Origin of the sequence: Stutzerimonas azotifigens DSM 17556, from assembly GCF_000425625.1 — a bacterium.
In the GTDB taxonomy this organism is placed as follows: Bacteria; Pseudomonadota; Gammaproteobacteria; order Pseudomonadales; family Pseudomonadaceae; genus Stutzerimonas; species Stutzerimonas azotifigens.
This window is the reverse complement of record NZ_KE384408.1, coordinates 68,218-89,380: the sequence shown is the minus strand read 5'-3', so window position 1 is coordinate 89,380 and position 21,163 is coordinate 68,218. Positions and strand designations below refer to the sequence as shown.

Below are 21,163 nucleotides of genomic sequence, written 5' to 3'. Positions count from 1 at the left end.
CTTACGGGTGATCCATCAACAGGGGAAGTGAGCCCCTACAAGGCGCGAAGCCTGTAGCCTGGCCAAGAAAGCGGCATGGGCTCCCTCGCCAGCGCCCGTGGGTGCGCCGTGCGCAGCGCTGACGGACGCGGCATCAGAGTCTTCACCAATTTCTACGCAAAAAAAGACCCCGCCGATTGGCGGGGTCCTTTACTGACGCGGGGAGCCGGTCGGCTTACATCATGCCACCCATGCCACCCATGCCGCCCATGTCCGGCATGGCCGGGGCCGGCTTGTCTTCCACGATCTCGGCGACCATGGCTTCGGTGGTGATCATCAGACCGCCGATCGAGGCCGCGGCCTGCAGAGCGGAACGGGTCACCTTGGCCGGATCGAGGATACCCATCTCGATCATGTCGCCGTACTCGTCGGTCGCCGCGTTGAAGCCGAAGTTGCCCGAACCCTGCTTGACCTTGTCGACCACCACGCTCGGCTCGCCGCCGGCGTTGGCGACGATCTGGCGCAGCGGGGACTCGACCGCACGACGCAGCAGCGCGATGCCGACGTCCTGGTCTTCGTTGGCGCCCTTGAGGTCGGCGATGGCCTGCAGCGCACGCACCAGGGCCACACCGCCGCCGGGCACCACGCCTTCTTCGACGGCTGCACGGGTGGCGTGCAGGGCGTCTTCGACGCGGGCCTTCTTCTCTTTCATCTCGACTTCGGTGCCGGCACCGACCTTGATCACCGCAACACCTCCAGCCAGCTTGGCCAGGCGCTCCTGCAGCTTCTCCTTGTCGTAGTCCGAGGTGGTTTCCTCGATCTGCTTGCGGATCTGCGCCACGCGAGCCTCGATGTCACCCTGCTGGCCGGCACCGTCGATGATGGTGGTGTTTTCCTTGTTCAGCACCACGCGCTTGGCGTTGCCCAGGTGCTCCAGGGTGGTGGTTTCCAGGCTCAGGCCGACTTCCTCGGAAATCACGGTACCGCCGGTGAGGATGGCGATGTCCTGCAGCATGGCCTTGCGACGGTCGCCGAAGCCCGGCGCCTTCACGGCGGCGACCTTGACGATGCCGCGCATGTTGTTGACCACCAGGGTGGCCAGCGCTTCGCCTTCGACGTCCTCGGCCACGATCAGCAGCGGACGGCCGGCCTTGGCGACGGACTCCAGCACCGGCAGCATTTCACGGATGTTGGAAATCTTCTTGTCGACCAGCAGCAGCAGCGGGTTGTCCAGCTCGGCCGCCATGGTGTCCGGCTTGTTGATGAAGTAGGGCGACAGGTAGCCGCGGTCGAACTGCATGCCTTCGACGACCGACAGTTCGTTCTCCAGGCCCGAGCCTTCCTCGACGGTGATCACGCCTTCCTTGCCGACCTTCTCCATCGCCTCGGCGATGATCTGGCCGATGGAATCGTCGGCGTTGGCCGAGATGGTGCCGACCTGGGCGATCGCCTTGTAGTCAGCGCAGGGCTTGGACAGGCTCTTCAGCTCGGCGACGATGGCGGTGGTGGCCTTGTCGATGCCGCGCTTGAGGTCCATCGGGTTCATGCCCGCGGCGACGGCTTTCAGGCCTTCGTTGACGATCGCCTGGGCCAGCACGGTGGCGGTGGTGGTGCCGTCACCGGCGGCGTCGTTGGCCTTGGACGCGACGTCCTTGACCAGCTGCGCGCCCATGTTCTCGAAGCGGTCCTTCAGCTCGATTTCCTTGGCGACGGAAACGCCGTCCTTGGTGATGGTCGGCGCGCCGAAGCTCTTTTCCAGCACCACGTTGCGGCCTTTCGGGCCGAGGGTGGCCTTCACCGCGTCGGCCAGCACGTTCACACCAACCAGCATCTTCTTGCGAGCGGAGTCGCCAAACTTGACTTCTTTAGCAGCCATTTCGATCGTTCCTCAATCGTGAATTATTGAATGCAGATGCGTCGGGCTCAGGCCTCGACGACCGCCAGAATCTCGTTCTCGCCCATCACCAGCAGTTCTTCGCCGTCGACCTTCACGGTGTTGCTGCCCGAGTAGGGCCCGAACACCACCTGGTCACCGACCTTGACGGCCAGCGGACGCACTTCGCCGTTGTCGAGCACACGACCGGTGCCGACGGCAACGATTTCACCGCGATTCGGCTTTTCGGCAGCGGAGCCCGGCAGCACGATGCCGCCAGCGGTCTTGGTTTCTTCTTCGCTGCGACGGATGACGACGCGGTCATGCAGAGGACGAAGCTTCATTGTCGATCTCTCCCAATTGAGTGGTTCCAGTCCGATGCATCGTGCATCGGCAGGTTGGCAAAGCCGGCGGGTGCCGGGTGCGGCCCGCACGAGCGAACCGCAGAAATGACGGACTGCCCGGAGGCAGCGACCTTTCGGTGTCCGCTACATGCGGGCTGCCAGAGCCATTTCAAGGGGCCGGGCAAAAAAATTTTGCCGAAAAACGAAAACGGCAGGCCCTAAGCCTGCCGTTTCGCTCGAAGCGCCGCTCAACGATCGCGACGCTCCCACTCGCCCTCTATGACGTTCGGCCGCTGGCCGTCCGGTGACCGCCCTGGGGCCGGACCGACACCAGGACCGGGGCCGAACGGCCCCGTACGGGTCATGTGCAGCTCGATGCGCCGCTGCAGCTGCCCCAGCAGCAGCTTGCGGCTCGGCGGGAACAGCAGCACCAGCGCCAGCACGTCGCTGATGAACCCGGGCAGGATCAGCAGGCCGCCGGCGACCGCCAGCAGCAGGCCCTGGAGCATCTCGCGCTCGGGAAGCTCGCCGCGGGCCAGGCGCTCGCGGGCGCGCCAGGCGGTGGCGAAGCCCGCCAGGCGCATCAGCAGCACGCCGCCCAGCCCGCCCAGCACGAGCAGGAACAGCGTCGCCAGGACCCCGATGGCACTGCCGACCTTGATCAGCACCACCAGCTCGAGGACCGGAAAAAGCAAAAACAGGAAGAGGAAAATTCGCATTCGGGACCTTTGGCGGAAGAACGGCTTCCGGAACTTGCAAGTTGAAGGCGCCCCCGCCCGTTTTCAACTGCGGGCGACGACAAAGCTGTAACGGAATGGTTCCCAGGTCAGCCCGCCGGCCAGGCCTCGGCGCGCGCCAGCCCGACCAGCGCCTGGCGCACCGCGCCGGGGTTGGTGCAGGGTTCGCCGAACGGCAGCCAGTACAGCCGCGCGCCGATGCGCAGGTGGAAGCCTTCGCCGTCGATGCCGACCATGCGCGCGGCCGGTTCCTCGGGCAGCCCGGCGAGCCGCACGTAGTGCGCGATCGCATTGGCGTGATCGGCGTTCATATGCTCGATCATGCCCGCCTCCGCCGCCCCGGCGAAGGGATTGGCCAGCGCAACCCGATCGAGCCAGCGGATCTGCCCGAAGCCGCCGATGTAGCGCCAGCGCACCGGCTCGAGCGTCCAGAAGTCGAAGTCGTGCACGCGGTGATAGTCCTGCGACTCGGGGAAGTAGCGGTAGTAGCGCGCTGCCGCCTGCTCGATGGCGTCGGGCTCGTCCAGCCGCCGCGCCTCGGCCAGCAGCGTCAGGCGCCCGGCCGCCTGCACGTCGTCCGCGTCGCGCTCGCCCACCAGCAGCGAGCAGCGGGCGTCGGCCTGCAGGTTGTGGGTGTGCTGGGCGATCCGGCTGATAAGCAGCAGCGGCACGCCATCGGCGTTCAGGCAATAGGGCACCACCGAACCGAACGGGAAGCCCGGCATGGCCTTGGACTGGGTGGACAGCACCGCGCGGTATTCCTTGAGCAGCAATACTCGGGCATGCTTGGCGGCCTCTTCGCTCACCTGTGGCTCCTCGTGGTTGGTGGATGTTGCACGGCCCCGCGGGTCGCGGGTGCCCATTCGCTTCGACATGAGGACACGAGATGCAATTACAAGACAAGGTCATCATCATCACCGGCGGCGGCCAGGGCCTGGGACGAGCCATGGCCGAGCACCTGGCGGCCAGGGGGGCCCGCCTCGCGCTGGTCGATCTGAACCAGGAGCGTCTGGACGAAGCCGTGGCCGCCTGCATGGCCGCCGGCAGCGAGGTGCGGGCCTACCTGTGCAACGTGGCCCAGGAAGACCAGGTGGTCGACATGGTGACCCGCGTCGCCGACGACTTCGGCGCCATCCACGGGCTGGTGAACAACGCCGGCATCCTGCGTGACGGCCTGCTGCTGAAGGTGCGCGACGGCGAGATCAGCAAGCTCAGCCTGGCACAGTGGCAGTCGGTGATCGACGTCAACCTGACCGGCGTCTTCCTCTGCACCCGCGAGGTCGCCGCGAAGATGGTCGAGCGCAAGAACGAGGGCGTGATCGTCAACATCTCTTCGATCTCCCGCGCCGGCAACATCGGCCAGACCAATTATTCCGCCGCCAAGGCCGGCGTCGCCGCGGCCACCGTGGTATGGGCCAGGGAGCTGGCGCGCTACGGCATCCGCGTGGCCGGCGTCGCGCCGGGCTTCATCGAAACCGAAATGACCGCCAGCATGAAACCCGAAGCGCTGGAAAAGATGACCGCCGGCATCCCGCTCAAGCGCATGGGCCGCCCGCAGGAGATCGCCCACTCGGTGGCCTACCTGTTCGAGAACGACTACTACACCGGACGCATCCTCGAGCTCGACGGCGGCCTGAGGGTCTAAAGGTAGCGGCAAGCCTCGAGCTGCAAGAAAAGGCGGATTGGCGCCCCTTGCAGCTTCAGGCTCTTACCAGCCCACTCCGAAGCCGAGGGTATAGCGCGTCTCGTCCAGGTCGCTGTCCGAGCCGCTGATCAGGTCCTTCTCGGCCTTCATGTTGAGCGAAGCCCAGTCGGTGACGCGATAGCGCAGCCCGACCGCCGCATCGAGGGAATAGTCGGCGACGTCTTCCAGCGGCTTGCCGATCTCGCCGTTGCTGAACAGCTCGAAGGTCTTGCCGACCAGATAGCGCTTGTAGTCCCACTTCATGGCCAGGGCGTAGAAGTTGTCCTTGCTGCCGTCGGCATACTCGTAGTCCCGGCGGTTGATCAGCGAGGCCAGCGAGAAGGCGCCGAGCTCGTTGTCCCAGAACTGGTAGCCGGGGCCGGTACCGATGGTGCGCTGGCGACGGACATCCTCGACCTGGTCGCGCTTGTAGTCCAGACGCCCCTGCCAGAACCACTGCTCGTCGATGAAGCGATCCAGCGCGTACTCGGTCTCCCAGTTGTCGGTGACGGTCAGGCCGTCGCGGTACTCGCGGTGGTATTCGGCGCTCGCATTGTGCCGCCAGAGCCCATGCTTGGCCTTGGTGTCGAAGGAGACGTGGTAGTCATCGGTGTCGGTCTCGGCGCGCTTGTAGTCGAGCGCCACGTCGACGTCGCCTTCCCAGTGGAAGTCCTGCACCAGCGGCTTTGGATGGATGATCTGGGAGATGCTCGCCAGCGGCACGGAGCGTGGCCCGGTGCCGTTGTTGAGGATGACCTGGCCCTCGTCGCCGGCTTCGAGCTTGCGCGCCAGCTCGTCCTCGCTGCCGTGCATCTCCACCAGCAGCAGCTGGTCGGCCTCGAGCGTCCTGACCTTGTTCCAGTCGACCGGGATGGAGCCGCCGTAGTCGGTTTCGACGAGCAGCTTGCCGCCGTCGAGCACCGAGATCTTGCCGGTCAGGCGGTCGCCGTTCTTCAACCAGACGGTGTCGGCGAGGGTTGGAAGCGCGAGCGAGGTAAGCGTCAACAGGAGCAGGTTTCTGGCATGCATGCGTGGCGGGTCCGATGAAAAGGGCGGCATTATCCGTATGCTCATGGGTACGGCAAGCACTGACCGCCGGATGGAGGTCAAGTTCGCCACTACAAGGTTTCCGGGAGCAACCGATGGCAAGACAGCAACCGCCCGAGGATGAGGCGCAGGCCCGTCGCGCGGCCCTGTACGCGGTACTGGCGCAGGTCCCCGAAGGCAAGGTGATCAGCTACGGCGAACTCGCCCGCCAGGCCGGCCTCGGTCGCGCGGCACGCTGGGTCGGCCGCGTGCTGTCGCAGTTGCCGGACGACACCCGCCTGCCCTGGCACCGGGTGATCGCCGCCGGCGGACGCCTCAGCCTGCCCGCCGGCAGCGTCTCCGGGGAGGAGCAGCGCATGCGCCTGCGCACCGAGGGCGTGACGGTGACCGACGGCCGGGTGGACATGCGTCGGCACGGCTGGCAATGCATGGAGCACAGCGGTTAGAGTGCGGCCTTTGCAATTCACCATTCGCAGATCCGAGCCGTATGTCCCGTGAAACCTGGCGCGACGCTCTCGCGGCCTATGCCAGCCCTGCCTCGCTGGCCCTGCTCCTGCTCGGATTCGCCGCGGGCCTGCCCGCCGTCCTGGTGTTCTCGACCCTCTCGGTCTGGCTTCGCGAGGCCGGGGTCTCGCGCGAGACCATCGGTTTCGCCAGCTGGATCAGCCTGGCCTACGCCTTCAAGTGGGTGTGGTCGCCGATGCTCGACCAGTGGCGCCTGCCATGGATCGGCTCGCTCGGGCGCCGGCGCTCCTGGCTGGTGCTCTCGCAGGCGCTGATCGCCATCGGCCTGGTGGGCATGGCGCTGTGCAACCCGCAGTACAACCTGACGATGCTCATTGCCCTGGCGGTGGTGGTGGCCTTCTCCTCGGCCACGCAGGACATCGCCATCGACGCCTATCGCCTGGAGATCGCCGAGGACCGCCTGCAGGCGACCCTCGCCGCCAGCTACATGACCGGCTACCGCGTGGCCATGCTGCTGGCCAGTGCCGGCGCGCTGTTCCTCGCCGAATGGGCGGGCTCGAGCGACCTCGAGTACGACCAGAGCGCCTGGGCCCTGACCTACCTGACCTTCGCCCTGCTGATCTTGCCCGGGCTGATCACCAGCCTGGTGATCCGCGAGCCGGAAGTCGCCGCGCCGCTGCCCAACGCGCCCTCGGCCTTCACCTTCAACCACCAGTTGGCGGCGGTCGGGCTGCTGCTGGTGCTGCTGGTCTCGGTGCCGGCGATGATCAACGCGCTGATCGCCCAGGCCTGGCCGCGGGCGACGCTCTACGCGCTGTTCATCGCCGGCTCGCTGTCCTCGGCCGGCCGCGCCCTGCTGATCCCGGTGCGCACCATCTTCCGCCAGGCGCGCGAGCGCCGGCGTCCGGCGCACTTCGACTTCGCCCACCAGGCGGTGTCGGTGATCGTGCTGATCATCCTGATGGTCTCGACCACCGGCATGTTCCAGTCCTACTGGGGCGGCTACTGGCCGCGCGGCACCATGTACCTGCTGATCATGGCCGGCTGCCTGTCCGGGCCGGGGCGCATCCTGATCGGGCCGGTGCTGACGCCGATCACCGACTTCATCCTGCGCTACCGCTGGCAAGCGCTGCTGCTGCTCGGGCTGATCGCCACCTACCGGATGTCGGACACGGTGATGGGCGTGATGGCCAACGTCTTCTACATCGACCAGGGCTTTTCCAAGGACGAGATCGCCAGCGTCAGCAAGCTGTTCGGGCTGGTCATGACGCTGCTCGGCGCCGCGTTCGGCGGCCTGCTGATCGTGCGCTTCAGCATCCTGCCGATCCTGTTCATCGGCGGTCTGGCGTCGGCGGCCACCAACCTGATGTTCATGCTGCTGGTGGAAATGGGCGCGAACCTGCAGATGCTGGTGGTCACCATTTCCTGCGACAACTTCAGCGCCGGGCTCGCCTCGACGGCCTTCGTCGCCTACCTTTCGAGCCTGACCAACCTGAAGTTCTCGGCGACCCAGTACGCCATGCTCAGCTCGCTGATGATGCTGCTGCCGCGCCTGCTCGGCGGCTACTCCGGCGTCGCGGTGGAGAAGCTCGGCTACAGCCAGTTCTTCCTTCTCACCGCCCTGCTCGGCGTGCCGACCCTAATCCTCATCGCCTGGCAGTGGGGCCGAGGGCTCAAGCCAGCCGGGGCGCCCGACGAGGAGCCCCGCGCAGGCACCGGCGACGCGGCGCCCAAGCCGGAAAAGAGCTGAAAAAAACCGCCGGTACCGGCGGTTTTTTCGTTCAGGCCTGCGGCTGCACCAGATGCACGACCCGCTGCGGGAAGGGAATCTGCACGCCGGCGGCGGTCAGGCGCTCCTTGGCTTCCTCGATGAAGTGGAAGGTCACCGGCCAGAGGTCGGCATTGGCCACCCACACCCGCAGGGCCAGGTTGACCGAGCTATCGGCGAGCGAGGTCACCACCACCACCGGCTCCGGATCGCTTCGCACGCGCGGGTCCTGCGCCAGTTCCAGCAGCACGCGCCGCGCCAGCTTGATGTCGCTGTCGTAGCTGATGCCCACCAGGACCTCCGCGCGACGGAACGGCTCGCGCGAGAAGTTGACGATGTTGCCGTTGGACAGGCTGCCATTGGGCATCACCACGCTCTTGCCGTCGCCCGTCTTCAGCGTGGTATGGAAGATCTGGATACCGGTGACCGTGCCGCTGATGCCCTGCGCCTCGATGAACTCGCCCACCCGGTAGGGGCGGAAGGTGAGGATCAGCACGCCGCCGGCGAAGTTCGCCAGGCTGCCCTGCAAGGCCAGGCCGATCGCCAGGCCCGCGGCGCCGATCATGGCGATGAACGAGGTGGTCTCCACGCCGATCATGGAGGCCACGCTGATCAGCAGCAGCACCTTTAGCACGACGCCGGCGACGCTGCCGAGGAAGCCGTGCAGGCTGGGATCGACCTGCCGGCGGGTCAGCAGCGCGCCGACCCTGTCGATCAGCATGTTGATCAGCCACCAGCCCAGCGCCAGGGTCAGCAGCGCCAGCAGCAGCTGGGCGCCGTATTGCATCACGATCGGCAGCCAGGTGTTGGAGAGGCTGACCAGGTAGTTGATATCCAAGTCCATGTAGAAAGCGTCCTAGGTGACGAAAACGCCATCCGGGTTGCGCCGTTGGCCCCGGATGGGACGGAAGCGACCGAGCGGGGCTCAGTCGCGGAAGTTGTTGAACTGCAGCGGCATGCCGAACTCGTGCGCACGCAGTGCGGCGATGGCCTCCTGCAGGTCGTCGCGCTTCTTGCCGGTCACGCGCACCTGCTCGCCCTGGATCGCCGCCTGCACCTTGAGCTTGGTGTCCTTGATGTGGGCGACGATCTTCTTCGCCAGCTCCTTGTCGATGCCTTCGCGCAGCACCACTTCCTGCTTGACGGTCTTGCCGGAAGCATAGGGCTCCTTGATCTCCAGGCACTGGATGTCGATCTTGCGCTTGACCATCGCGAGCTTGAGAATCTCGAGCATCTGCTCGAGCTGGAAATCCGCCTCCGCGGTCATCAGGACGGTGAGCTCCTTGAGTTCGAAGCTGCCCTTTCCGCGCAGGTCGTAGCGGCGGTCGAGCTCCTTGACGGCATTGTCGACGGCATTGGTGACTTCGTGCTTGTCCAGTTCGGACACCACGTCGAACGAGGGCATGCATACCTCCTGAGTGAGGGCGCGACCGGCAGCACAGCTGGGCAGCGCCTGGCTTGACGTTTGAAATGCGCGGTCATTATAACTGGCCGACATGACAGCGCCCGGCTACACAGCGCGGCCGCGTCGATCTCCCTTCTTCCGAGCGCCCCCATGCCGAACCCCCAACTGAGCATCCTGGTGGTCGACGACGCCAAATTCTCCAGCGCCATCATCGGCCGAGCCCTGACCCAGGCCGGGTATCTCGACATCCGCTTCGCCAGCAGCGCCGCCGAAGCGCTGGCCCAGCTCGAGCAGCGGCCCGCCAGCGTGCTGCTGGCCGACTGGCTGATGCCGGAAATGGACGGCCTGCAGCTGACCACCCGCGTGCGCCAGCTGGACGAGATGACCGACCACTACACCTACATCGTGCTGCTCACCGGTCGCGAGGGCGACAACATCCTCGGCGAGGCCTTCGACCATGGCGTCGACGATTTCATCAGCAAGTCGGTGATGAACGAACAGCTGGTGCCGCGCGTGTACGCCGGCGATCGCCTGTGCGGCACCCTGCAGCGCCTGCTGCAGGAGAAGCGAATGCTCACCGAGAGCATCGCCAGCCTCGAACAGCGCAACCTGGTCGACCCGGTCACCGGGCTCGGCAACGCCCGCTACCTGGTGCGCAAGCTGTCGGACAGCCTGCGCCAGATCGAATTCCGCGGCAGCGCGGTGTGCTACCTGCAGATCGGCCTGCCCGACGCCGCGGCGCTGCGCAAGCGCCATGGCGACGCCTGCTACGAGGAGCTGCTGCACGGTATCGCCCGGCGCCTGCAGCAGCTGGTGCGACCGCTCGACGTGGTGGCCCGGCTCGACGACAACCATTTCGGCCTGCTGACGTTGCTCGACGACCTGCAGGAGTGCGCGCCGAGCAGCTTCAAGCGCCTGCACGAGGGGCTCAACCTCAAGGCCTTCAAGACCAGCGAAGGCTTCATCACGCTGAAGGCCGGCATCAGCATGATCGGCCTGGACGCCAAGGCCCTGCCGATCACCCCGGAGGACATCATGCAACGGGCCGCGGCCCTGCTGCCGGACGCCTACGTGACCGGACGGATCGTCCCGCAGCGTCTGCTGCAGCCGGCCTGATGAGCTGGCACATCCTCGGCGCCGGCGCGCTGGGCTGCCTCTGGGCGGCGCGGCTGGCCGGCGCCGGCGAGCCGGTCGGGCTGATCCTGCGTGACCAGGCACGCCTGGCCGCCTACCGCACGCGCGGCCAGGTCGCCCTGCGGCAGGGCGACCAGCAGCGCCACTTCGCCCTGCCGGCGCAGTTGCCGGACGCCCGCGAACCCATCGAGCGCCTGCTGGTCGCCTGCAAGGCCTACGACGCGCAAGCCGCGGTCGCCGGAGTGGCGCACCGCCTGGCGCCGGGCGCCACGCTGCTGCTGCTGCAGAACGGCCTGGGCAGCCAGCAGGCGGTCGCCGCCCGCTGCCCAGGCGCCCGCTGCCTGTTCGTTTCCAGCACCGAGGGCGCCTACCTGTCCGGCGACTACCAGGTGGTGCACGCCGGCCAGGGCGGCAACTGGATCGGCGATCCGCAGGGTGGCCCGCCGCCGGCCTGGCTCGCCGTCCTCGCCGTCGCCGGCATACCGCATGCATGGAGCGACGACATCCTCATGCGCCTGTGGCGCAAGCTGGCGCTGAACTGCGCGATCAATCCGCTGACCGTGCTGCACGACTGCCGCAACGGCGGCCTGCTGGCGCAGGCGCAGGACGTCGAGACGCTGTGCCGCGAGCTCGGCACCCTGCTGCGCGCCTGCGGCCAGCCGGACGCCGCGCAGGGCCTGCAGGACGAGGTCTGGCGCGTGATCCAGGCCACCGCGCACAACTACTCATCCATGCACCAGGACGCCGCCCGCGGGCGGCGCACCGAGATCGCCTACCTGCTCGGCTACGCCCTCGCCCGCGCAGCTGAAACCGGCCTCGAGCTGCCGGCCCTGCGCGACCTGCAGCAACGCCTCGCCGACCTGCTGCGGGCACGCGGATTGCCGAGCGACTGAGCAGCCCGCTACCCTGCCCGAACCGGCGCGACGGCATCACCGCCGCCGGCTGCTGTCGAACCTGTGCCATCTCCGTGAAGAGCCCGTCGATGCCCCTGCGCAAGCGCCTGGAAAACCTGTCGGTCGGCCACAAGCTGCTGGTCGCCCTGCTCGTGCTGCTGGCGGCGGTGCTGCTGGTCGCCAACCTGGCCTTCATCAGCGCCGCCTACTGGATTTCACGCCAGAGCGTCGCCCCGCAGGCGCTGCACACGCTGGGCGAACTGTTTGCCACGCCGGAACTGAGCCACACCGCGCTCGACTCGCCGGAAACGGCCAATGCCCTGCTGCAGCGCCTTGACGGCTATGCCCCGCTGCGGGCGGCGCGCATCTACGACGCCCAGGGCCTGCCGCTGGCGGAACTGCAGCACGGCGAGCCGCTGAAGCTGCCCGCACGCATCGGCGACTACCGGCGCTGGCAGCTCGGCGAGCTGCGCGCCAATGCGCTGGTGGCGCTGCCGCAGCCCGAGGGCCCGCCCGGGCACCTGCTGCTGGTGGCCACCAGCGAACTGCCCGGCGCCTTCTATACCGGCACCCTGACCGCCAGCGCGGCGATTCTGGTGGTCAGCCTGCTACTCTGGCTGGCGGTCGCGCGGCAGATCCGCAACTTCATCACCAAGCCGATTCGCGACCTGGAAGCGCTGTCGCGCCAGGTCACCCGCGACGAGGATTACTCGCTGCGGGCCAGGCCGAAGAACCACGACGAGATCGGCCGCCTGGCCGACGCCTTCAACACCATGCTGTCGCGCATGCAGGCCCGCGAGAGCCAGCTCAAGCGCGCCCGCGACGATGCCCAGGCGGCCTTCGACCACGCCCGCGGCCTGGCCGAGGAAACCCGCGACTCCAACCGCAAGCTGGAACTGGAAGTGCAGGTGCGCAGCAAGATCGAGAAGAAGCTCACCGGCTTCCAGAACTACTTAAACAGCATCATCGACTCGATGCCCTCGGCGCTGATCGCGCTCGACGACCAGCTCTACGTCACCCAGTGGAACCAGGAAGCCAGCGTGCTTTCCGGCACGCGCCTGGACGAAGCGCTGAACCAGCCGGTGTTCCTCGCCTTCGAACCGCTCAAGCCGTTCCTCACGCAGATCCGCCGCACCGCCGAGCGGCACACGGTGGAGAAGATCGAACGGGTCACCTGGATGCGCGACGAGGAGCCGCACCACTACGCCCTGACCTTCTACCCGCTGACCGGCAGCGCTGGCCGCGGGGTGGTGATCCGCATCGACGACGTGACCGAGCGCATCCGCCTGGAAGAGATCATGGTGCAGTCGGAGAAGATGCTGTCGGTCGGCAGCCTTGCCGCCGGCATGGCCCACGAGATCAACAACCCGCTGGGCGCCATCCTGCACAACGCGCAGAACATCCGCCGGCGGCTGTCGCCGGACCTGCAGCGCAACCGGCAGACCGCCGAGGAGACCGGCGTGCGCCTGGATGCGGTCAACGAATACCTGCAGCAACGTCAGGTGCCGCAGCTGCTAGACGGCATCCAGCAGGCCGGTGCGCGGGCCGCCAAGATCGTCAGCCACATGCTCAGCTTCAGCCGCCTGAGCAACCGCCAGCTCGCCGAGTGCCAGCTGACCTCGATCATCGACCAGGCGGTGGAAATCGCCGGCAACGACTTCGACCTGGCCGAGGGCTTCGACTTCCGCGCCATCGCCATCGAACGGCAGTTCTCTCCCGACGTGGGGCGCGTGCCCTGCATCGGCAACGAACTGGAACAGGTGCTGCTCAACCTGCTGAAGAACGCCGCCCAGGCCATCCACCACCGCCCGGACAAGGCCGCCGGGCGCATCCTGCTGCGCACCCGGCTGGCACCGCCCTGGGCGGAGATCGAGGTCGAGGACAACGGTGGCGGCATGCCCGAGCACGTGCGCAAGCGCATCTTCGAGCCCTTCTACACCACCAAGGAGGTCGGCCAGGGAACCGGCCTGGGGCTTTCCGTCTCGTATTTCATCATCACCAACAACCACAAGGGGCAGATGGAGGTGCAGTCGCGCCCGGGCCAGGGAACGACCTTCACCATCCGGCTGCCGCTGCACTCGCCGGCCGAAGAAGAGCCGGCGGACACCACGGGGCACTGACATGGGCTATCGACTCTCGAAGATCTACACGCGCACCGGCGATCAGGGCCAGACCGGCCTGGCCGACGGCCGGCGGGTCCCCAAGGACCATCCCCGAGTCGAGGCCATGGGCGAGGTCGACAGCCTCAACAGCCAGCTCGGCCTGCTGCTCGCCGAGCTCAGCGAGGCCCAGGCACGCTGGCCCTCGCTGGCCGAGGTGATCGAGGTGCTCGGCCCCTGCCAGCATCGCCTGTTCGACCTCGGCGGCGAACTGGCGATGCCCGATTACCAGGCCCTGGATGCCGCCGAGATCGCACGCCTGGAGCGGGCCATCGATCACTGGAACCTGGAACTCGGGCCACTGGAGGACTTCATCCTGCCCGGCGGCTCGCGGCTGATCGCGCTGACCCACCTGTGCCGCAGCGCGACGCGCACGGCCGAGCGCCGCTGCCAGCAGCTCAATGCCGTCGAACCGCTGCGCGAGGCCCTGCCGGCCTACCTCAACCGGCTGTCCGACCTGCTGTTCGTCGCCGCCCGGCTGATCGCCCGCCGCCAGGGCCAGCCGGAGATTCTCTGGCGCGCCGCGGACAAGGCCGATGCCTGAGCAGCCGGCCGGCGTGCGTCGCCAAGAGGGCCTGCATGCCGCCTGGGAAGGCTTCATCGTCGCCGTGGTGCTCGTCAACCTGTGGCTGATCCTGTTCGACAGCCTGTTCGGCGTCGGCCCGTTGAACGACCTGCTGGCCCGCGGGCTGCCGGCCTTCCATGGCTGGTACGGGCGCACCGTGCATGCGCACTTCGCATTGATCGATCTCGGCTTCGTCGCTTTCTTCTTCTTCGACGTGCTGCTCGGCTGGGCCATCGCCCTGTTCGAGCGGCGCTACGCCCGCTGGTACTACTACCCCTTCGCACACTGGTACGACGTGCTCGGCTGCATCCCGCTGGCCGTCCTGCGCTGGCTTCGGGTGCTGCGCGTGGGAGTGCTGGCGCTGCGCCTGCAGCGGCTCGGGCTGATCGACATGCGCCAGTGGGCGCTGTACGGCTTCGTCAACCGCTACTACCAGCTGCTGCTCGAGGAGCTGTCCGACCGGGTGATGGTCAAGCTGTTCACCCGTGCGCAGCAGGAGATCGGCGCCAGCGACGCCCTCGCCCGGCGCCTGATCGAGGAGGTGGCGCGGCCACGCAAGGCGCGCGTGATCAAGGACGTCTCGCGGCGCCTGCAGGCGATGATCGAGGGCGGTTACCGCGACAACCGCGGCGCCATCGAAGGCTACGTCAGCGGGCTGGTCCAGCAGGCGCTGCGGGAAAACCGGGAGCTCGGCAACCTCAGGCGCCTGCCGCTCGGCGACCGGGTCGCGCACAGCCTGGAAGACGCCCTGAGCGACGTCGCCCGACGCCTGATCCAGGCGTCCGTCGAGGGCCTGCAGGGCCCCCAGTTCCAGGCCCTGGCCGAGCGCCTGGCGGACCGCTTCTTCGACGCCTGGCTGACCAGCGACGCCGATACCGACCTGGCCCTGGAAGAGCTGCTGATCGACGTCATCGAAGTGCTCAAGCAGCAGATCGTCGACCGCCGCTGGAGCCGTTTCGTCGGGCCGAACCCGCCGGCCGAACCGCCGTTCTGAATCAGCGCAGCCGGCCGAGGCGCGAGCCGATGATCATCTCGGACGCCCAGTTCACCAGCAACTGGGTATAGGCCTTCTGGTGGCAGGCGTCGCTCAGCGCGTGGTCGGCGCCGTCGATGATCCGGTGCGTCAGCGAATGCGACTGCACGAAGGCCGCGCGGTAGCTCATGATGGTCGGGTGCGGCACGAAGGTGTCGAATTCCGACTCGACGATCAGCACGTCGCCATGAAACTGGCTGCAGGCGCTCAACGCACGGTTTTCCGCGGCCGGCACCCTGCCGTTGCGGTAACGCATCAGCACCTCCCGGTCGAGGTCGCGCTTGGCCAGCGTCCAGTCCTCGTCGCGGTACAGCGCCGGCACCCGCAGCGCCAGCCAGCGCACCGGGCGCAACGCGGTGAGGATGGTCGACAGGTAGCCGCCGTAGCTCGTGCCGACCACGCCGATGGCGCTCGGGTCGATGTCCGGATGGTTGGCCAGCAGGTCGTAGGCGGCGATCAGGTCGCGCAGGTTGTGCTCGCGGTTGACCGTCTTCTGCTGGGCCAGGGTCTCGCCGTGCCCGCGCAGGTCGAACGACAGGCAGACGCAGCCGAGGCCCGCGAGCCCCTGGGCGCGATCCAGGTCACGTGCCTGGCTACCGCCCCAGCCGTGCACGAAAAGCACGCCCGGCAGCTTGGTCTCGGGGGTCAGGAAGGTCCCGGCGATGCGCTCGTCATCGACCAGTATCTCCACCTTCTTGCTATGGGTTGCCATAGTCCTCTATTACCACGTACTTGGTTATGTAGCCGACTTCGGCGTCCTCGCCCTGGAACAGCACCGTCGCCCCGCCCGGCAGCTGCGGCGAAGGGCCGTAGACCTCCACCGAGGAAGCCTTCAGCGCCCGGCCATGACCGCCGCCGGCGAAGACCTCCAGCGCGGCGATCTCGGCACTGCTGGCCCCGCCGATGCGCCAGGACTGCTCGAGCACGCCGGAGCGCGGCTCGCCGCGTCCGTCGATCCCCTGGGCGATGTCGTAGTTGCGCCGGGACGCCAGCAGGCCTGGATAGCAGGCGCTCGCCGCCTCGTCGTAGACCTGCGCCTGCGACACCGCCAGGCGAGTACGCTCGGGCAGGTCGAGGGCCAGCAACGCCTCGAAGCCACCCTCCACCACCGTCAGGTCGGACCCGCCGTAGACCTCCTGGCCGGCATTGTCGGGAGTCAGCCGCTGGGTGCCGTAATAGGTCACCACCTGGCCGCCGACCCGCACCTGGCCGACGCTGAAGGTGGTGACGTGCTCCAGGTGCGCCTCCACCACCAGGCCGCAGCTTTCCACGTCGCCGACATCGAGGGTCGCCAGCGCCTGTTCCAGCGTCTGTTCGTCGTGGAAGGTCTCCTGCCCGCGTCCGCCGGTGGCGTGCACCGGCTTGATCCGCGCCGGCCCCAGCGCCAGCAGCCGTCGACCGGCCTCGCGTGCATCCTCCAGGCAGAAGGCGGTGAAGCCCGGCAGCACGCTGTCGGCCACCCGCTCGCCGAACGCCGTCGACCAGCCTTGCGGAGCCTTGGCATCGGTGGAAACCAGCGGATGGCTGATGGCCTTGGTCTCGATGAAGGCCTGCGGCACGCGGCCGCCGAACAGGTCGGCTTCGTCCGCGAGCGTCAGCCCGTCCGGATGTTCGCCTATCAGCGTGCCGGACGGCACCAGGTAGAGCGGCAGGCCCCGATGCCGGTGCGGGTCGTATTCGCCGTCGAAGCGGACACCGAGCAGCCGCGCCAGGCGTTCGGCCAGCGCACGGTGCACGGCCTTTTCGTGCTCCGGCTCCCGCGGGCGGTTGGGAAAGGTGACGACGACGCGCCCACCGGCAGGCGCATGATCCGGTTTCGGCATACAGAGCGGCTCCTGGACAGCTATCGGGGCCGGTCATCCCGGGCGAGACAACACCGGCGAGTAATACGATAGACAGCCGAGGCCGCCGGATGATCCGGAGGCGCGACAGTCACCCTCATCCGGCCCTGCGGGCCACCTTCTCCCGGCAGGAGAAGGGAAAGGCTGTCGCGGCCGGGACTGCGACGAACGGCCCGTAGGAGCAGACTCTGCCTGCGACCGGGACCGGCGCGGAGCCTGGCCCTCATCCGGCCCTGCGGGCCACCTCCTCCCGGCGGGAGAAGGGAAAGGCTGTCGCAGCCGGGACTGCGACGAACGCCCGTAGGAGCAGGCGCTGCCTGCTACCGGGAGCGGCGCGGAGCCTGGCCCTCAGCCGGCCCTGCGGGCCACCTCCTCCCGGAGGGAGAAGGGAAAGGCTGTCGCGGCCGGGACCGCGACGAACGCCCGTAGGAGCAGGCTCTGCCTGCGACCGGGACCGGCGCGGAGCTTGCCCTCATCCGGCCCTGCGGGCCACCTCCTCCCGGCGGGAGAAGGGAAAGGCTGTCGCGGCCGGGACTGCGACGAACGGCCCGTAAGAGCAGGCTCTGCCTGCGACCGGGAGCGGCGCGGAGCTTGCCCTCATCCGGCCCTGCGGGCCACCTCCTCCCGGCGGGAGAAGGGAAGGCTGTCGCGGCCGGGACTGCGACGAACGCCCGTAGGAGCAGGCTCTGCCTGCGACCGGGGGCCGGCGCGGAGCCTGGCCCTCATCCGGCCCCGGGGCACCGGCAGGAGAAGGAAAAGCGCCATGCGCAGACGAAGCCGGTCGGTGCACCGCAAAAAAAAAACAGCGAGCCGAAGCTCGCTGTCTGAGGGGCCGATCCGCGGAAGCGATCAGGCGCTGGTACGGATCAGGTGATCGAAGGCACTCAGGGAGGCCTTGGCGCCCTCGCCCACCGCGATCACGATCTGCTTGTAAGGCACAGTGGTCACGTCGCCGGCGGCGAACACGCCCGGCAGCGAGGTCTGGCCGCGCGCGTCGACCATGATCTCGCCGCGCGGCGAGAGTTCGACGGTGCCCTTGAGCCAGTCGGTGTTCGGCACCAGGCCGATCTGCACGAAGATGCCTTCCAGCTCGAGCGAGTGGAACTCGCTGGAGTTGCGGTCCTTGTAGGTCAGGCCGGTGACCTTCTGGCCGTCGCCCTTGACCTCGCTGGTCAGCGCGCTGGTGATCACGTCCACGTTCGGCAGGCTGTAGAGCTTCTTCTGCAGCACGGCGTCGGCACGCAGCTGGCTGTCGAATTCGATCAGCGTGACGTGGGCGACGATGCCGGCCAGGTCGATGGCTGCCTCGACACCGGAGTTGCCGCCACCGATCACCGCAACGCGCTTGCCCTTGAACAGCGGGCCGTCGCAGTGCGGGCAGTAGGCCACGCCGCGGCCACGGTATTCCTGCTCGCCGGGCACGTTCATCTCGCGCCAGCGGGCGCCGGTGGCGAGGATGACGGTCTTGGCCTTCAGCTCGCCGCCGCCGGCGAACCTGACGGTGCTCAGACCGCCTTCCTCGGTGCAGGGCACCAGGCTCTCGGCGCGCTGCAGGTTCATGATGTCGACCTCGTACTGACGCACGTGCTCTTCGAGGGCGCGGGCCAGTTTCGGGCCTTCGGTCTCCTGGATGGAGATGAAGTTCTCGATCGCCATGGTGTCCAGCACCTGGCCGCCGAAGCGCTCGGCGGCCACGCCGGTACGGATGCCCTTGCGCGCGGCGTAGATCGCCGCCGAGGCGCCGGCCGGGCCACCGCCGACGACCAGCACGTCGAAGGGCTCCTTGGCGTTGAGCTTCTCGGCGTCACGTGCGGCGGCGCCGGTGTCGATCTTGGCGAGGATCTCCTCGACGCCCATGCGCCCCTGGCCGAACGGCTCGCCGTTGAGGTAGATGCTCGGCACCGACATGATCTGGCGCTCGTTGACCTCGTCCTGGAACAGCGCGCCGTCGATGGCGACATGCCGGAAGTTCGGGTTCAGCACCGCCATCAGGTTCAGCGCCTGCACCACGTCCGGGCAGTTCTGGCAGGACAGCGAGAAATAGGTTTCGAAGTTGAATTCGCCTTCGATGGACTTGATCTGCTCGATCATGTCCGCCTCGAGCTTCGACGGATGCCCGCCGACCTGCAGCAGTGCCAGCACCAGCGAGGTGAATTCATGGCCCATGGGGATGCCGGCGAAGCGCAGGCCGATGTTTTCCCCGGGGCGGTTCAGCGAGAACGACGGACGACGGGCGTCGTTGCCATCGGTCTTCAGGGTGATCTTGTCGGTCAGGCCGACGATGTCTTGCAGCAGACCGTTGAGTTCGCGGGATTTGTCGCTGTCATCGAGGGACGCGACGATCTCGAACGGCTTGGTGACCTTTTCCAGATAGGCCTTCAACTGGGCTTTCAGGTTGGCGTCCAACATGAGCGCTAACTCCCGTGATTCGAATTTCAGAGACAACGACGCCCGGCCGGGTTGCGACCGGGCGTCTCTTACACCAGAGACCGGGGTTCGGCCTCGGGGTGCGAAACAACAGCCTGGGTGGTAGCCGGCGCACCAGGGCACGCCGGCTCCTGGCAGTCGTTAGATCTTGCCGACCAGATCCAGGGACGGAGCCAGAGTGGCTTCGCCTTCCTTCCACTTGGCCGGGCAGACTTCGCCCGGGTGGGAGGCGACGTACTGGGCGGCCTTGACCTTGCGCAGCAGGTCGGACGCGTCGCGGCCGATGCCTTCGGCGGTGATTTCCACAGCCTGGATGACACCTTCGGCGTCGACGATGAAGGTACCGCGGTTGGCCAGGCCCTGGTCTTCGCGCAGCACTTCGAAGTTGCGGCTGATCTGCATGGTCGGGTCGCCAAGCATGGTGTACTTGATCTTGCCGATGGTCTCGGAGCTGTCGTGCCAGGCCTTGTGGGTGAAGTGGGTGTCAGTGGAAACGGAATAGATTTCCACGCCCAGCTTCTGGAATTCTTCGTAGTGGTCGGCCACGTCGCCCAGCTCGGTCGGGCAGACGAAGGTGAAGTCAGCCGGATAGAAGAAGAAAACGGCCCACTTGCCTTTCAGGTCGGCTTCGGTCACTTCGATGAACTTGCCGTCCTTGAACGCCTGAGCTTTGAAAGGTTTGATTTGGGTGTTGATGACAGACATCACTTCACTCCTTTGCTGTTAAGAATCGCGGTTAAGAATTCAACACGGCATACCTTACCGGAAGGCGGCGCACCGTGTGATTGATTAGGGGCATGACATCGATTGGATGACTCTATCCCCGGCACTGGACCGGCAGGCCTGTCGACCCGAAATCACCGGCTTGGTTCAGCGGGCCAGAGTCCCCGGATCGCGGCGATTCCCTGGGCCCCGATACGCCAGGCCATGGGCAGCTCGGACGCGCCGAGGCCACCGAGCAGGTAGGCCGGCCGGTCGAAGCGCGACAGTAACTCGGCAGCCCGGTCCCAGCCAAGCGCAGCGGCCAGCGGGTGGCTGGCGGTCGGCAGCAGCGGCGACAGGGTGACGAAGTCGACCTCCAGTGCCGCCGCCCACGCCAGTTCCTGCTCGTCGTGGCAGGACGCCGCCAGCCAGCGCTGCTCCGGCAGCGGACGCACCTGGCCGGCCATCTCGCGCAACTGGTTCGAGGTCAGGTGCCAGCCCGCCGCGGGGAAGTCGTCGAGCCAGTCCAGCGGCCCCTTGAGCATGACGCCCGCACGCTCGGCGCAGAGCGCCAGCACGTCCTGCGCCAGCGCACGGTAATCGGCCGCGTCCATGCCCGGCTGGCGCAGCTGGATCAGCCGCACGCCTTCCCCGATCGCCCGTTCCAGGCCGCGCATCAGTTGCAGCGGCGACAGCCCTTCGGGTGTGATCAGGTAACGGTCGGGCAGGCGCGCGGCGGCAACGATCGGCCGGTTGGCGGCGGGAAAGCGGTAGTCGGCCAGCGCCTCCGGCCAGACCCAGGCCAGCGGTTGGCCTTCGGCGCCGTGCGCGGTGCCGGTGAAGCGCTCGACCAGCCAGACGTCCAGCAGCACCTGCTTGTCCGGGTAGTCGTGGCGAATGAGGATCAAGGGTCGGGCCTGTTCGACGACGATGCCGAGCTCTTCCAGCAGCTCGCGGCGCAGGGCGTCGGCCACCGCCTCACCGGCCTCGACCTTGCCGCCCGGGAATTCCCACAGACCGCCCTGGTGTTTGTCCAGCGGCCGCCGGGCGATCAGGATCTGGCCCTGCGGATCGCGGATCACCGCGGCCGCCACGTGCATGCGGGCG

The 21,163-nt window shown here is 67.6% G+C and carries 20 protein-coding genes; 8 read left to right on the top strand and 12 right to left on the bottom strand.

Annotated elements, in window-relative coordinates; genetic code table 11:
• Positions 1 to 214: 214 nt before the first annotated feature.
• From groL to H610_RS0110975, 4 genes are all read right to left on the bottom strand, one after another.
• A complete protein-coding gene (gene groL, locus H610_RS0110990) occupies positions 215 to 1,855 on the bottom strand; it encodes a chaperonin GroEL (RefSeq protein ID WP_028239712.1) in 1,641 nt (546 codons plus the stop codon).
• A gap of 47 nt (positions 1,856 to 1,902) precedes the next feature.
• A complete protein-coding gene (locus tag H610_RS0110985; protein ID WP_028239711.1) occupies positions 1,903 to 2,196 on the bottom strand; it encodes a co-chaperone GroES in 294 nt (97 codons plus the stop codon).
• Between the two features lie 248 nt (positions 2,197 to 2,444).
• Positions 2,445 to 2,915 carry an FxsA family protein gene (locus tag H610_RS0110980; protein ID WP_028239710.1) on the bottom strand — a complete coding sequence of 157 codons (471 nt, stop codon included), beginning with the start codon at positions 2,913 to 2,915 and terminating at the stop codon, positions 2,445 to 2,447.
• A 107-nt stretch (positions 2,916 to 3,022) separates the two neighbouring features.
• Positions 3,023 to 3,739, bottom strand: a complete 717-nt coding sequence (locus tag H610_RS0110975; protein ID WP_028239709.1) for a HugZ family pyridoxamine 5'-phosphate oxidase — start codon at positions 3,737 to 3,739, stop codon at positions 3,023 to 3,025.
• 80 nt (positions 3,740 to 3,819) lie between these two features.
• Between H610_RS0110975 and H610_RS0110970 the strand changes: the two genes are divergently transcribed.
• Positions 3,820 to 4,578, top strand: a complete 759-nt coding sequence (locus H610_RS0110970; RefSeq protein ID WP_028239708.1) for an SDR family oxidoreductase — start codon at positions 3,820 to 3,822, stop codon at positions 4,576 to 4,578.
• A gap of 63 nt (positions 4,579 to 4,641) precedes the next feature.
• Here the strand turns inward: H610_RS0110970 and H610_RS0110965 are convergent, their stop codons facing one another.
• On the bottom strand, positions 4,642 to 5,646 hold the full coding sequence (locus H610_RS0110965; protein WP_028239707.1) for a DUF481 domain-containing protein: 1,005 nt from the start codon (positions 5,644 to 5,646) through the stop codon (positions 4,642 to 4,644).
• Between the two features lie 113 nt (positions 5,647 to 5,759).
• On the opposite strand from H610_RS0110965, the gene H610_RS0110960 reads away from it, so the two are divergent.
• Both H610_RS0110960 and H610_RS0110955 read left to right on the top strand, forming a co-directional pair.
• Positions 5,760 to 6,110 carry an MGMT family protein gene (locus H610_RS0110960; protein ID WP_028239706.1) on the top strand — a complete coding sequence of 117 codons (351 nt, stop codon included), beginning with the start codon at positions 5,760 to 5,762 and terminating at the stop codon, positions 6,108 to 6,110.
• A 41-nt stretch (positions 6,111 to 6,151) separates the two neighbouring features.
• On the top strand, positions 6,152 to 7,879 hold the full coding sequence (locus H610_RS0110955) for an AmpG family muropeptide MFS transporter (protein WP_028239705.1): 1,728 nt from the start codon (positions 6,152 to 6,154) through the stop codon (positions 7,877 to 7,879).
• A gap of 31 nt (positions 7,880 to 7,910) precedes the next feature.
• Here the strand turns inward: H610_RS0110955 and H610_RS0110950 are convergent, their stop codons facing one another.
• Positions 7,911 to 8,741: a mechanosensitive ion channel family protein gene (locus H610_RS0110950; protein ID WP_028239704.1), complete on the bottom strand. Its 831-nt coding sequence runs from the start codon at positions 8,739 to 8,741 to the stop codon at positions 7,911 to 7,913.
• An 81-nt stretch (positions 8,742 to 8,822) separates the two neighbouring features.
• On the bottom strand, positions 8,823 to 9,302 hold the full coding sequence (locus H610_RS0110945; RefSeq protein WP_028239703.1) for a YajQ family cyclic di-GMP-binding protein: 480 nt from the start codon (positions 9,300 to 9,302) through the stop codon (positions 8,823 to 8,825).
• A gap of 150 nt (positions 9,303 to 9,452) precedes the next feature.
• On the opposite strand from H610_RS0110945, the gene H610_RS0110940 reads away from it, so the two are divergent.
• The 5 genes from H610_RS0110940 (at position 9,453) to H610_RS0110920 (ending at position 15,047) form a co-directional block, all read left to right on the top strand.
• Positions 9,453 to 10,418 (top strand): GGDEF domain-containing response regulator, encoded by a 966-nt coding sequence (locus tag H610_RS0110940; protein ID WP_028239702.1) that lies wholly within the window; start codon positions 9,453 to 9,455, stop codon positions 10,416 to 10,418.
• Positions 10,418 to 11,329, top strand: coding sequence for a putative 2-dehydropantoate 2-reductase (locus H610_RS0110935; protein ID WP_028239701.1), 912 nt, complete (start codon positions 10,418 to 10,420; stop codon positions 11,327 to 11,329). Before H610_RS0110940 ends, H610_RS0110935 begins: the two co-directional genes overlap by 1 nt.
• Positions 11,330 to 11,418: 89 nt before the next feature.
• The gene (locus tag H610_RS0110930; RefSeq protein WP_028239700.1) at positions 11,419 to 13,449 is read left to right on the top strand and encodes a sensor histidine kinase; all 2,031 of its coding nucleotides are present in this window, start codon (positions 11,419 to 11,421) and stop codon (positions 13,447 to 13,449) included.
• 1 nt (position 13,450) lies between these two features.
• Positions 13,451 to 14,032, top strand: a complete 582-nt coding sequence (locus H610_RS0110925; protein ID WP_028239699.1) for a cob(I)yrinic acid a,c-diamide adenosyltransferase — start codon at positions 13,451 to 13,453, stop codon at positions 14,030 to 14,032.
• Positions 14,025 to 15,047, top strand: a complete 1,023-nt coding sequence (locus tag H610_RS0110920) for an ion transporter (protein WP_028239698.1) — start codon at positions 14,025 to 14,027, stop codon at positions 15,045 to 15,047. The genes H610_RS0110925 and H610_RS0110920 overlap by 8 nt, the downstream gene beginning before the upstream one ends.
• Before the next feature lies 1 nt (position 15,048).
• Here the strand turns inward: H610_RS0110920 and H610_RS0110915 are convergent, their stop codons facing one another.
• The 5 genes from H610_RS0110915 to H610_RS0110895 form a co-directional block, all read right to left on the bottom strand.
• Complete coding sequence (locus H610_RS0110915; RefSeq protein ID WP_028239697.1) at positions 15,049 to 15,798, bottom strand: alpha/beta hydrolase family protein; 750 nt, start codon at positions 15,796 to 15,798, stop codon at positions 15,049 to 15,051.
• Positions 15,785 to 16,909 (bottom strand): DUF3182 family protein, encoded by a 1,125-nt coding sequence (locus H610_RS0110910; protein WP_028239696.1) that lies wholly within the window; start codon positions 16,907 to 16,909, stop codon positions 15,785 to 15,787. Before H610_RS0110910 ends, H610_RS0110915 begins: the two co-directional genes overlap by 14 nt.
• Before the next feature lie 867 nt (positions 16,910 to 17,776).
• Positions 17,777 to 19,336: an alkyl hydroperoxide reductase subunit F gene (ahpF, locus tag H610_RS0110905; RefSeq protein WP_028239695.1), complete on the bottom strand. Its 1,560-nt coding sequence runs from the start codon at positions 19,334 to 19,336 to the stop codon at positions 17,777 to 17,779.
• A 159-nt stretch (positions 19,337 to 19,495) separates the two neighbouring features.
• Positions 19,496 to 20,059 (bottom strand): alkyl hydroperoxide reductase subunit C, encoded by a 564-nt coding sequence (gene ahpC, locus H610_RS0110900; RefSeq protein WP_028239694.1) that lies wholly within the window; start codon positions 20,057 to 20,059, stop codon positions 19,496 to 19,498.
• Between the two features lie 152 nt (positions 20,060 to 20,211).
• Positions 20,212 to 21,156 carry a Nudix family hydrolase gene (locus H610_RS0110895; protein WP_043238415.1) on the bottom strand — a complete coding sequence of 315 codons (945 nt, stop codon included), beginning with the start codon at positions 21,154 to 21,156 and terminating at the stop codon, positions 20,212 to 20,214.
• Positions 21,157 to 21,163: the final 7 nt, after the last annotated feature.